Genomic DNA, 11900 nt, shown 5'->3' with positions numbered 1-11900 from the left:
GAATTCCTTATTTCAGCAAGGCGCGCATTGTACCCCGTCAGCGCACCAGCGCGGCGTAGCGATCGCAGTCGGTGGTGTGGTCCATGACCATGCCGGTGGCCTGCATGAAGGCGTAGCAGATGGTCGGCCCGACGAAAGTGAAGCCAGCCTTCTGCAAGGCCTTGCTCATCGCCTTGGCCTCGTCGGTGACCGCTGGCACGTCGCCACGCCCCTGGAAATGGTTGATCTTCGGCGCGCCGCCGACGAACGACCATAGCCACTCGGCGGGGTTATCCACAGCCAGCCAGGCCTGGGCGTTGCGGCGCACGGCCTTGAGCTTGAGGCGGTTGCGAATTATGCCGACGTCCTGCATCAGCTCTTCGATGCGTTCGTCGCTCAGACACGCCAGTTTCACCGGGTCGAAACCTTCCAGCACCTGGCGATAGCGCTCGCGTTTCTTCAATACCGTGATCCACGACAACCCCGCCTGGAACCCTTCGAGCAAAAGCATCTCGAAGAGCAACGCCGGGTCGCGCTGCGGCGTTCCCCACTCGTGGTCGTGATAGGCCTGATACAACGGATCGTCGGAACACCAAAAGCAGCGTGGCATAAGGCTCCAATAACGTAGAGGGCGAGGCGAATCGGGTTATACTCCCGCTCTTTACATCCGCATCCCCAGATACAGGTGAATTTCGTGAGCCAGCCTACGCCAGCCGTGCGTACCTTCCAAGACCTGATCCTCGCCCTGCAGAACTACTGGGCCGAGCAAGGTTGTGTGGTGCTTCAGCCCTACGATATGGAAGTAGGCGCCGGCACTTTCCACACCGCGACCTTCCTGCGCGCCGTGGGTCCAGAAACCTGGAACGCCGCCTATGTGCAGCCCAGCCGTCGCCCCGCCGACGGGCGGTATGGCGAAAACCCAAACCGCCTGCAGCACTACTACCAGTTCCAGGTGGTGCTCAAGCCGAACCCGGCCAACTTCCAGGAGCTGTACCTCGGCTCGCTGAAAGCCATCGGCCTGGACCCGCTGGTTCACGATATCCGCTTCGTCGAAGACAACTGGGAATCGCCGACCCTCGGCGCCTGGGGCCTGGGCTGGGAAATCTGGCTGAACGGCATGGAGGTGACCCAGTTCACCTACTTCCAGCAGGTCGGCGGCATCGAGTGCTACCCGGTCACCGGTGAGATCACCTATGGCCTGGAACGCCTGGCCATGTACCTGCAAGGCGTGGACTCGGTCTACGACCTGGTATGGGCCGACGGCCCGTTCGGCAAGGTCACCTACGGCGATGTGTTCCACCAGAACGAAGTGGAGCAGTCGACCTACAACTTCGAGCACGCCAACGTCGAGAAGCTGTTCGAACTGTTCGACTTCTACGAAAGCGAAGCGAACCGCCTGATCAAGCTCGACCTGCCGCTGCCGACCTACGAAATGGTCCTGAAGGCTTCGCACACCTTCAACCTGCTGGATGCCCGCCGCGCCATCTCGGTAACCGAGCGCCAGCGCTACATCCTGCGCGTGCGTACCCTGGCCCGGGACGTGGCGCAAAGCTATCTGCAAGCCCGCGCACGCCTGGGCTTCCCGATGGCCTCTCCCGAACTGCGTGACGAAGTGTTGGCTAAGCTGGAGGCTGCACAATGAGTGCTCAAGATTTCCTGGTTGAACTGGGCACCGAAGAGCTGCCGCCGAAGGCACTCGCTTCGCTGGGCGACGCCTTCCTCGCCGGCATCGAGAAAGGCCTGCAGGCCGCTGGCCTGAACTACACCGGCAAGCAGGTCTATGCCGCGCCGCGCCGTCTGGCGGTATTGATCCGCCAGCTGGACGTGCAGCAGCCGGATCGCAGCATCAACATCGACGGCCCGCCCCTGCAGGCCGCATTCAACGCCGAAGGCCAACCGACCCAAGCGGCCCTGGGCTTCGCCAAGAAGTGCGGCGTGGAGCTGTCGGACATCGACCAGAGCGGCCCGAAGCTGCGCTTCTCCCAGCACATTCCTGGCAAGGCCACCAGCAGCCTGCTGCCGACCATCGTCGAAGATTCGCTCAACGACCTGCCGATCCCCAAGCGCATGCACTGGGGCGCCAGCCGCGAAGAGTTCGTGCGTCCGACCCAGTGGCTGGTGATGCTGCTGGGCGATCAGGTGGTCGACTGCACCATCCTCGCGCAGAAGGCCGGCCGTGAATCCCGTGGCCATCGCTTCCACCACCCGGAAAACGTACTCATCACCACCCCGGCCAACTACGTCGAGGACCTGCGCAAGGCCCACGTGCTGGCCGACTTCGCCGAGCGTCGGGAGCTGATCAGCAAGCGCACCGCGGAGCTGGCCATGCAGCAGGAAGGCACGGCCATCGTGCCACCGGCGCTGCTGGACGAAGTAACCGCCCTGGTCGAGTGGCCAGTGCCGCTGGTGTGCTCGTTCGAGGAGCGTTTCCTCGAGGTGCCGCAGGAAGCCCTGATCACCACCATGCAGGACAACCAGAAGTACTTCTGCCTGCTGGACAGCGAAGGCAAGCTGCTGCCGCGCTTCATCACCGTGGCCAACGTCGAAAGCCGCGATCCGAAACAGATCGTCGAAGGCAACGAGAAGGTCGTGCGCCCGCGCCTGACCGACGCCGAGTTCTTCTTCAAGCAAGACAAGAAGCAGCCGCTGGAAAGCTTCAACGAGCGTCTGAAGAACGTGGTGTTCCAGGCACAACTGGGCACCGTGTTCGACAAGGCCGAGCGCGTCTCCAAGCTGGCCGCGTTCATTGCCCCGCACATCGGCGGCAGCACCGCCAACGCCGGCCGTGCTGGCCTGTTGTCCAAGTGCGACCTGGCCTCGGAAATGGTCGGCGAATTCCCTGAAATGCAGGGTATTGCCGGCTACTACTACGCCCTCAACGATGGCGAGCCGCAAGACGTCGCCCTGGCGCTGAACGAGCAGTACATGCCGCGCGGCGCTGGCGCCGAGCTGCCGCAAACCCTCACCGGTGCCGCCGTGGCCATCGCCGACAAGCTCGACACCCTGGTCGGCATCTTCGGCATCGGCATGCTGCCCACCGGCAGCAAGGACCCGTATGCCCTGCGCCGCGCCGCCCTGGGCGTGCTGCGCATCCTGATCGAAAAACAACTGGACCTGAATCTGACCGCCGCGGTCGAGTTCGCGGTCAAGCAGTTCGGTGCCAAGGTCAAGGCCACCGGCCTGGCCGAGCAGGTGCTGGAGTTCATCTTCGACCGTCTGCGTGCGCGTTATGAAGACGAAGGTATCGACGTCGCCACCTACCTGTCGGTGCGTGCCCTGAAGCCGGGCTCGGCGCTGGACTTCGACCAGCGCGTGCAGGCCGTGCAGGCGTTCCGCAAGCTGCCGGAAGCCGAGGCCCTGGCTGCGGCGAACAAGCGCGTGTCGAACCTGCTGGGCAAGGCCGAAGGCGCCATCGCCGAGCAGGTCGAACCGAAGTACTTCGACAACGCCAACGAGTTCTCGCTGTACTCGGCCATCCAGCAGGCCGACCAGGCCGTGCAACCGATGGCCGCCGCGCGTCAGTACAACGAAGCGCTGGCACGCCTGGCCGCGCTGCGCGACCCGGTCGACGCCTTCTTCGAGGCGGTGCTGGTGAACGCCGAGGACGCCAAGGTACGCGCCAACCGTTATGCCCTGCTCAGCCGCCTGCGCGGTCTGTTCCTGGGCGTGGCCGATATCTCGCTGCTGGGGTAAGCCGTTGAAACTGCTGATTCTTGATCGAGACGGAGTGATCAACCATGACTCCGACGCCTACATCAAGTCGCTGGAGGAGTGGATCCCCATTCCCGGCTCGATCGAGGCCATCGCGCAGTTGAGCAAGGCGGGCTGGACGGTGGCCGTGGCCACCAACCAGTCCGGCATTGCCCGTGGCTACTACTCGCTGGCAACCCTCGAGGCCATGCACGCGCGCCTGCGCGCGCTGGTGGCCGAGCAGGGTGGCGAGGTCGGTTTCATCGTGTATTGCCCGCACGGCCCGGACGAAGGCTGCGATTGCCGCAAGCCCAAGCCCGGCATGCTGCGGGCGATTGCCGAGCACTACCAGGTTTCCCTGGCCGGCGTGTGGTTCGTCGGCGACAGCAAAGGTGACCTGGAGGCGGCCCTGGCCGTCGATGCACAACCCGTGCTGGTAAAAACCGGCAAGGGCGAGCGGACCCTGGAAAAGGGCGTTGCGGAAACTACACTGATTTTCGACGATCTGGCAGCCATCGCCAGAGAACTTATTTAAATGGGTGCGCCTTGACCGGCGCACTTTTCATTAGGCGGGCCATGCCCCGCAACGGTACATGCCACTATGTCGATCCTGCAGGCGATCAGAATCTTTCTTTTTTACCTGCTGTTGGGCACCAGTTCGCTGCTGTGGTGCTCGCTGAGCTTCTTCGTCGCGCCTTTCCTGCCGTTTCCCAAGCGCTACAAGTTCATCAACGTGTACTGGTGCCGCTGCGCGTTGTTTTTGGTGCGCACGATCCTGGGCATCGACTACAAGATCACTGGCGCTGAGAATGTGCCGAAAGTGCCTTGCGTGATCCTGTCGAACCACCAGAGCACCTGGGAGACGTTCTTCCTCTCGGCCTACTTCTCGCCACTGAGCCAGGTGCTCAAGCGCGAGCTGCTGTATGTGCCGTTCTTTGGCTGGGCCATGGCGATGCTGCGGCCGATCGCTATCGACCGGAAGAACCCGAAGGAGGCCTTGCGCCAGGTCGCCAGCCAAGGCGATGAGTTACTCAAGCAGGGCACCTGGGTGTTGATCTTCCCCGAAGGCACCCGTGTACCCCATGGCCAGATCGGCAAGTTCTCCCGTGGCGGTACCGCGTTGGCAGTGAACGCCGGGCTGCCCGTGCTGCCGATCGCCCACAACGCCGGCAAGTTCTGGCCGCGTGAAGGCTGGGGCAAGCGCCCAGGCACCATCGAGGTGGTGATTGGCGAGCCGATGTACCCCGAAGGCAATGGGCCACGGGCCATCGCCGAGCTGAACGACCGTGCCCAGGCGTGGAACGAAGCGGCCCAACGGGCCATGGGCTCGTTGCCGCCAGCGGCGGAAAAACCAGAACAGCAGCCCGCCTGACGTTCTGTGGATAAGTTGTTAGTAGTTTTTGGATTAAACGTCTCGATTGATAGCTAAGTGATTGAAATAGAAACTTATTTCTCTGTATGACGTTTTTTCAAAAATCGTGCATAAGTTTTTTCGCGCGATAAAAAAACCGGCTTTTACGCCGGTTTTTTTGTGGGAGCGCACTTGCTCAAAGGCCTCGCACGATTTTTCGTAGGAGCCGGCTTGCCGGTGAACCAGACAGCCCGGTACCTGGCACCGGCTACGCCGGTGTTCGCCGGCAAGCCGGCTCCTACGGGGATCGTGCAAGCTACTACCCGTTGGTTCAGACCTTATCGATATCCACATCCTTGGTTTCTTTCAAGCAGAAGATCCCCACCACCAGGCTCACCCCGGTGATCAGTACCGGGTACCAAAGGCCGTAGAAGATATCCCCGGTGTACACCACCAGCGCGAACGACACCGTCGGCAGGAAGCCACCGAACCAGCCATTGCCGATATGGTAGGGCAGGGACATCGAGGTGTAGCGAATGCGCGTGGGGAACAGTTCGACCATCACCGCCGCCAGTGGCCCGTAGGTCATGGTGGCAATCAGGATCATGGCGACGATCAGCACCACCACCATTACCTGATTGACGTGGGCCGGGTCCGCCTTGGCCGGGTAGCCGGCAGCATCGATGGCACTGCGCATGGCCGCCTCGTCGAAGCCACTGATGGTCTTGTCGCCAATGCTCACGCTGACCCCACTGCCAGTGGCATCCACCGAACTGTAGGGCAGGCCCTGCTTGACCAGGAACGTCTTGACCTTGTCGCAGGGGCTGTCGAAACGCGCCTTGCCTACCGGGTCGAACTGGAAGGTACAGCCTTGCGGGTCGGCGCTGACCACGATCGGTGCCTGGCGGCTGGCCGCGTCGATCTGCGGGTTGGCGTAGTGGCTCAGGGCCTTGAACATCGGGAAGTAGCACACCGTCGCCAGCAACAGGCCGACCATCAGGATCGGCTTGCGCCCGATGCGATCCGACAGCCAGCCGAAGAACACGAAGAACGGCGCGCCGATCACCACGCTGATGATCAGCAGGGTATTGGCCTGGGCCGGATCCATCTTGAGCATCTGGGTCATGAAGAACAGCACGTAGAACTGCGCGGTGTAGAAGGTCACTGCCTGCCCGGCGTTGATGCTGAACAACGCCGTGAGCACCACCTTGAGGTTCGGCCAGGAGGTGAAGGACTCGCGGATCGGCGACTTGCTCACCTTGCCTTGGGCCTTCATTTTCACGAAGGCCGGCGACTCGTGCATGCTCATGCGGATCCAGGTGGAAATCGCCAGCAGGAAGATCGACAGCAGGAACGGCAGGCGCCAGCCCCAGGTCTCGAACTGATCGCCACTGATGTAACGGCTGGCGAGCACCACGGTCAGCGACAACAGTAAGCCCAGGGTGGCGGTGGACTGGATGAAACCGGTGTGGAAACCGCGCTTGCCAGGTGGCGCGTGCTCGGCCACATAGGTGGCGGCGCCGCCGTACTCTCCGCCCAGGGCCAGGCCCTGAAGCATGCGCAGTACGACGAGGATGATCGGCGCGGCGATACCGATGCTGGCGTAGGTGGGCAGCAGGCCGACCGCGAAGGTCGACAAGCCCATCAGTACGATGGTCACCAGGAAGGTGTACTTGCGCCCGATCATGTCGCCCAGCCGACCGAACACCAGCGCGCCGAATGGGCGCACCAGGAAGCCGGCAGCGAAGGCCATCAGGGCGAAGATGAAGGCAGTGGTGTCATTGACCCCTGCGAAGAACTGCTTGCTGATGACCGCGGCCAGCGCGCCATAGAGAAAAAAGTCATACCACTCGAACACCGTCCCGAGGGATGACGCGAAAATGATCTTGCGTTCCTCACGGCGGCTGTCGCGGGTGACCGCCGCGCCTTGCTCCTGGATGTAGTCCGACATCGTTGCTGTCCTCGGCCCGTGGGCCACAGTGATTATTCTTGTTGTTCCACTGTCGGCGACCTCTGACCGCGGGTCGCCGGTGTTGCACACACCCGGGTCAGGGCGTCGGTATCGCGTTGCTGTCGCTGAGGTTGGTCTGGGTGTTGGCCTCCTTGAGGATCAGTTGTGCCGCCTTTTCGGCAATCATCAACGTGGGTGAACAGGTATTGCCGGAGACGATCTGCGGCATGATCGAGGCATCCGCCACGCGCAGGCCCGGAATGCCGTGCACGCGCAGCTGGTTATCCACAACATCGAGCGTGCCACTGCCCATGCGGCAGGTACCTACCGGGTGGAAGATGGTGGTGCCGATCAGGCCGGCGGCCTGGTGCAGGTCTTGTTCGCTCTGCAGGGCAGGGCCTGGCAGGTACTCGCGGGGTTCGAAAGCGGCCAGGGCAGGGGTCTGGACGATGCGCCGGGTAAGGCGGATGGCGTCGGCGGCCACGCGCAGGTCCTCGGGGGCGCTGAGGTAGTTAGGGTCGATCAGCGGCGCGGCATTCATATCCGCCGAGCGGATATCGATCCGTCCACGGCTAGCCGGGCGCAGGTTGCATACCGACGCGGTGAAGGCCGGGAACCGGTGCAGCGGCTCGCCGAAGCGCTCCAGCGACAAGGGCTGGACGTGATACTGAAGATTGGCGGTTTCTTGCTCTGGGCTCGAACGGGCGAAGGCGCCCAACTGGCTTGGCGCCATGGCCAGTGGTCCACTGCGGTCGTAGGCATAGCGCAGGCCCATGCCCAGCTTGCCCCACAGGCTGTTGGCCATCTGGTTGAGGGTACGCGTGTTCTGGATCTGGTAGATCAACCGCAGCTGCAGATGGTCCTGCAGGTTGCCGCCGACACCAGGCATGTCGTGGCGCACGGCGATGCCCAGCCCTGCGAGCAGATTGCGTGGGCCGATCCCCGAGCGCTGCAGGATGCCGGGCGAACCGACCGAACCTGCGCAAAGAATAATCTCGCGGCGTGCCGCGAACTCATGCCATGCACCTTGCCATAGCGCCCTAACAGCCCGGGCGCGGGTGTTGCCAAGCAACACCTGGTCGACCTGCACGCCGGTCAGCACGGTCAGGTTCGGGCGCTTGAGAATGGGCCTGAGAAATGCCTTGGCCGAGTTCCAGCGCACACCGCTGCGCTGGTTGACCTGAAAGTATCCACACCCTGCGTTGTCACCGGTGTTGAAGTCAGCGACCTTGGCTATGCCGCTCTGCTCGGCGGCATCGCGGAAAGCATCTAGGATCGGCCAGCTGTAGCGCTGCTGCTCGACCCGCCACTCGCCATCGGCGCCGTGGCTGTCGCTGGCGCCGGCAAAGTGGTTTTCGCTGGCCTTGAACAGCGGTAGTACATCCTTCCAGGCCCAGCCGTCGTTGCCTTGCTCGGCCCAGCGATCGTAATCGGCGGCCTGGCCACGCATATAGATCATGCCGTTGATCGATGAGCAGCCGCCCAGCACCTTGCCCCGTGGATAACCCAAGGCACGCCCGTTCAGGCCGGGCTGGGCCTCGGTCTTGAAGCACCAGTCGGTGCGTGGGTTGCCGATGCAGTAGAGGTAACCGACCGGGACGTGAATCCACGGGTAGTTGTCGCGGCCACCGGCCTCGAGCAACAGGACGCGGCAGGCAGGGTCGGCGGACAAGCGGTTGGCCAGCAGGCAACCGGCGGGACCGGCACCCACGACCACATAGTCGTAGACAGAATCGGCTGATGGCATGTGCAACCTCGCGCCTGATTATTATTCTTGTCCCGACCCATCTTATTGATTAATTTCGCCGAGGAAACACGAGATTTCGCGCAGCCGTTGTGCGTTTTAGCACAGCGACTATCCGATTGTGGGAGCGGGCTTGCCCCGCGATGGCTTCGACAGCCAGCACATCCAAGGACGCCCATGTTCGACTGGAACGATCTGCGGTTTTTCCTCGAGTTGCAGCGCAGCGGCCGTCTGCTGACGGCCGCCAAGCGCCTCAACACCACCCACAGCACCGTGGCCCGACATATCGAGAGCATCGAAAAACAGCTGGGCACCGCGCTGTTCGTCCAGCATGCCCAAGGCTACGAACTCACGCCTTCTGGCCAAGCCCTGCTCAAGCACGCCGAAGCCATGGAAAACGTCGCCCTGCTGGCGCAGGAAGAGATCACCCAGGCCATCACCCCGCTGGGCAAGATCCGCCTGGGAGTGACCGAGGGCATCGGCATCATGTTCTTCACCCCGCGCATGAACGCCTTGTTCCAGCGCTACCCGGGGCTCGAAGTGGAACTGGTGGCGGTGCCGCGTTTCGTCAGCATCCTGAACCGCGAAGCAGAGATCAGCATCCACCTGGAACGCCCCAACGCCGACATGCTGATAACCCGCAAGCTCACCGACTATCGCCTGGCCCTGTACGCCAGCCAGGACTACCTGGACCGCGCACCACCACTGCACAGCCGCGAGGATCTGGCCCGGCACAGCTGGATCGGCTATGTCGACGATCTGCTGTTCAGCCAGGAGTTGCTGTTGCTCAACAGCTTCTGTCGAGCGCCCAACGTGGTGTTCCGCAGCACCAGTGTGATCGCCCAGCAGCATGCCGCCCAGGCCGGGCTGGGCATCGCCGTGCTGCCCAACTACATGGCCGGGCACGACCCGAAGCTGGTGCGCGTGCTACCCAGCGAAACCATCCAGCGCAGCTACTGGATCTGCACCCGCCGCGAACTGCACAAGTCAGTACGCCTGCGGGTGGTCTGGGACTATTTGCTGGCGCTGTGCGCCGCCGAGCAGGACCAACTGCTAGCCCAGTAGCGCCTTGCCGGCCAGCAACACGGCAGCGCAGCAACCTGCGACCGCGAACAACTGCTGCAGGCGTGGACCGGCAAGCTTGCTGGCCAAGGGCCTGGCCAGCAACAGACCGAGCACCGCGCCCACGGCGAACGGCGCGCCGACCCACCAGTGCATGACCCCAGCCACGCTGGCACTGACCACGCTGCCGGTGGACACCAGGGCGATCACCGCCAGCGAGGTGGCGACGATGCTTTTCATGTCCAGGTTGGTATAACGGTTCAAGGCCGGGATGATGACGAAGCCCCCCCCCACGCCCAGCAACCCCGACAACAAACCCGAGAGCATCCCGGTGAATGCCAGCGCCCGAGCGCAGGGCAGGGTCCAGCGCAGGCGACCCTGCACAGGGTTGAGCACGCAGGGCATGATCTGCCGCTCACCGCAAGGCAGCTGCCCACGCAACTCACGCGCGGCCTTGCGCCAGATGCGCAGGCAGGCATGGACCAGTACAACGGCGAAGACCAGCGCCAATGGTGTGTTGGGTAACTGGTGCGCCAACATCAGCCCAAACGGTGCACAGGCGATTCCGATCAGCGCAATGAACAGCGCCGCCCGGTAGCGCACCAAGCCTTGGCGCAGGCCGAGCACGGCGCCGACCGCAGCCGCCAGGCCTACGGCCAGCAAACCGATCGGCGCCGCCTCGACCATGCTCAGGCCAAGCCCGAACACCAACAGCGGCACGGCAAGGATCCCACCACCGGCACCGGTCAACGCCAGCACCGCGCCAATGATCGCGCCGAGACCGGCGCCCAGCAGTTGCTGTTCGATCACTGCGACGCCTCGACTAGCAACGGCTGTGGCTTGGCCAACCATTCACGGCCCTTGAGCATGGCTTTCCAGTACAGCGGCGGCAGGATCTGCGCCTTCAGCAACCAGGCCAGGCGGGTGGGCTTGCGGCCATCGAGCAACCAACGCGGGAAGCTCGGCGCGACCTTGCCGCCGTAGGTGAACTCGGCCAGGACGATCTTGCCGCGCTCCACGGTCAACGGGCAGGAGCCGTAGCCATCGTACTGAGCCAAGGTCGACAGACGGCCGAGCGCCACCAGCACATTGTTGGCCACCACCGGCGCCTGCTTGCGGGCGGCGGCAGCAGTCTTGGCATTGCTGGTATTGGCCACGTCACCCAAGGCGTGGACATTGCCGAAATGGCGGTGGCGCAGGGTATGCGGGTCGACGTCCACCCAGCCGCCGGCATCGGCCAGCGGGCTCTGGCGGATGAAGTCCGGCGCGACCTGTGGCGGCACCACGTGCAGCATGTCGAAGGTTTCGACGCGGGTCTCGCTGCTGCCGTCGGGGAGGGTACGGATGAACGTGGCGCGCTTGTTCGGACCATCCACCGCCGTCAGGCGATGCTGGTAGTTCAGGTCCACGCCGTACTTGTCGATGTAGCTCATCAGCGCCGGCACATAGTCGGCCACCCCGAACAGCACGGCACCGGCATTGAAGAAGCTGGCGCGCACGTTGCCGAGATGGCCGTGGCGCAACCAGTGGTCGCAGGACAGGTACAACGCCTTCTGCGGCGCACCGGCGCACTTGATCGGCATCGGCGGCTGGGTGAACAGGGCCCGGCCTTGCTTGAGGTTCTGTACCAGTTGCCAGGTATAGGGCGCCAGGTCGTAGCGATAGTTGGAGGTGACGCCATTGCGCCCGAGGGTTTCGCTCAGGCCTTCGATAGCCTGCCAATCCAGCTTCAATCCTGGGCAGACCACCAGTTGTTCATAGCTGACGGCGCGGCCATCGTCGAGGATGACCAATTGCCCTTGCGGGTCGAAGCCCTCGACCCGCGCCTTGATCCAGCGCACGCCGCGGGGCAGGGTGGCAGCCATGGTGTGGGCGGTGCTCGGCGCCTTGAACACGCCGGCACCGACCATGGTCCAGCCGGGTTGGTAGTAGTGCACCTCGGCAGGATCGACCAGGGCTATGTCCAGCGAAGGGTCGCGGGCGATCAGGCTGGAGGCGGTGGCGATGCCAGCGGCACCGGCGCCGACGATCACCACCTTATGGTGGTCGGCACGGGAGGTATCGGTAGGGGGCAGCAGGGCAGGCATGACAAGTGTTCCTTTGAATCTCGTTATGGGTGCAGC

Annotated in this window: 10 protein-coding genes; 5 read left to right on the top strand and 5 right to left on the bottom strand. The window is 63.5% G+C overall.

Annotation, left to right across the window (positions count from 1 at the left end):
* Nucleotides 1-37: 37 nt before the first annotated feature.
* Nucleotides 38-589, bottom strand: coding sequence for a DNA-3-methyladenine glycosylase I (locus ACODS5_RS00580; RefSeq protein WP_134689099.1), 552 nt, complete (start codon nucleotides 587-589; stop codon nucleotides 38-40).
* Between the two features lie 84 nt (nucleotides 590-673).
* On the opposite strand from ACODS5_RS00580, the gene glyQ reads away from it, so the two are divergent.
* The 4 genes from glyQ (at nucleotide 674) to ACODS5_RS00560 (ending at nucleotide 5041) form a co-directional block, all read left to right on the top strand.
* Nucleotides 674-1621: a glycine--tRNA ligase subunit alpha gene (gene glyQ, locus ACODS5_RS00575; RefSeq protein WP_011531473.1), complete on the top strand. Its 948-nt coding sequence runs from the start codon at nucleotides 674-676 to the stop codon at nucleotides 1619-1621.
* On the top strand, nucleotides 1618-3672 hold the full coding sequence (gene glyS, locus ACODS5_RS00570) for a glycine--tRNA ligase subunit beta (protein ID WP_489107660.1): 2055 nt from the start codon (nucleotides 1618-1620) through the stop codon (nucleotides 3670-3672). The genes glyQ and glyS overlap by 4 nt, the downstream gene beginning before the upstream one ends.
* 4 nt (nucleotides 3673-3676) lie before the next feature.
* Complete coding sequence (gmhB, locus tag ACODS5_RS00565) at nucleotides 3677-4204, top strand: D-glycero-beta-D-manno-heptose 1,7-bisphosphate 7-phosphatase (protein ID WP_134689101.1); 528 nt, start codon at nucleotides 3677-3679, stop codon at nucleotides 4202-4204.
* A 66-nt stretch (nucleotides 4205-4270) separates the two neighbouring features.
* Nucleotides 4271-5041 carry a lysophospholipid acyltransferase family protein gene (locus ACODS5_RS00560; protein WP_489107659.1) on the top strand — a complete coding sequence of 257 codons (771 nt, stop codon included), beginning with the start codon at nucleotides 4271-4273 and terminating at the stop codon, nucleotides 5039-5041.
* A 310-nt stretch (nucleotides 5042-5351) separates the two neighbouring features.
* On the opposite strand, the gene ACODS5_RS00555 is transcribed toward ACODS5_RS00560, so the two are convergent.
* Nucleotides 5352-6971: an MFS transporter gene (locus tag ACODS5_RS00555; protein WP_489107658.1), complete on the bottom strand. Its 1620-nt coding sequence runs from the start codon at nucleotides 6969-6971 to the stop codon at nucleotides 5352-5354.
* A 97-nt stretch (nucleotides 6972-7068) separates the two neighbouring features.
* A complete protein-coding gene (locus ACODS5_RS00550; protein WP_489107657.1) occupies nucleotides 7069-8718 on the bottom strand; it encodes a GMC family oxidoreductase in 1650 nt (549 codons plus the stop codon).
* Between the two features lie 174 nt (nucleotides 8719-8892).
* On the opposite strand from ACODS5_RS00550, the gene ACODS5_RS00545 reads away from it, so the two are divergent.
* Nucleotides 8893-9780, top strand: coding sequence for a LysR family transcriptional regulator (locus tag ACODS5_RS00545; RefSeq protein ID WP_489107656.1), 888 nt, complete (start codon nucleotides 8893-8895; stop codon nucleotides 9778-9780).
* Here ACODS5_RS00545 and ACODS5_RS00540 read toward each other — a convergent pair.
* The gene (locus ACODS5_RS00540) at nucleotides 9769-10587 is read right to left on the bottom strand and encodes a sulfite exporter TauE/SafE family protein (protein ID WP_489107655.1); all 819 of its coding nucleotides are present in this window, start codon (nucleotides 10585-10587) and stop codon (nucleotides 9769-9771) included. The genes ACODS5_RS00545 and ACODS5_RS00540 overlap by 12 nt on opposite strands.
* Nucleotides 10584-11864: an NAD(P)/FAD-dependent oxidoreductase gene (locus ACODS5_RS00535; RefSeq protein ID WP_489107654.1), complete on the bottom strand. Its 1281-nt coding sequence runs from the start codon at nucleotides 11862-11864 to the stop codon at nucleotides 10584-10586. The genes ACODS5_RS00540 and ACODS5_RS00535 overlap by 4 nt, the downstream gene beginning before the upstream one ends.
* Between the last annotated feature and the right edge of the window lie 36 nt (nucleotides 11865-11900).

The organism is Pseudomonas sp. FG47 (assembly GCF_057809115.1).
Note: the sequence above shows the minus strand (reverse complement) of the source record. Positions and strands in the feature narration are given on the sequence as shown.

Bases quoted from the DNA above. Each gene is read 5' to 3' on its own strand.
- ACODS5_RS00555 (WP_489107658.1), bottom strand. From the start codon at position 6,971: ATGTCGGACTACATCCAGGAGCAAGGCGCGGCGGTCACCCGCGACAGC.
- ACODS5_RS00545 (WP_489107656.1), top strand. From the start codon at position 8,893: ATGTTCGACTGGAACGATCTGCGGTTTTTCCTCGAGTTGCAGCGCAGC.
- glyS (WP_489107660.1), top strand. From the start codon at position 1,618: ATGAGTGCTCAAGATTTCCTGGTTGAACTGGGCACCGAAGAGCTGCCG.
- ACODS5_RS00580 (WP_134689099.1), bottom strand. From the start codon at position 589: ATGCCACGCTGCTTTTGGTGTTCCGACGATCCGTTGTATCAGGCCTAT.
- ACODS5_RS00535 (WP_489107654.1), bottom strand. From the start codon at position 11,864: ATGCCTGCCCTGCTGCCCCCTACCGATACCTCCCGTGCCGACCACCAT.
- ACODS5_RS00550 (WP_489107657.1), bottom strand. From the start codon at position 8,718: ATGCCATCAGCCGATTCTGTCTACGACTATGTGGTCGTGGGTGCCGGT.
- ACODS5_RS00560 (WP_489107659.1), top strand. From the start codon at position 4,271: ATGTCGATCCTGCAGGCGATCAGAATCTTTCTTTTTTACCTGCTGTTG.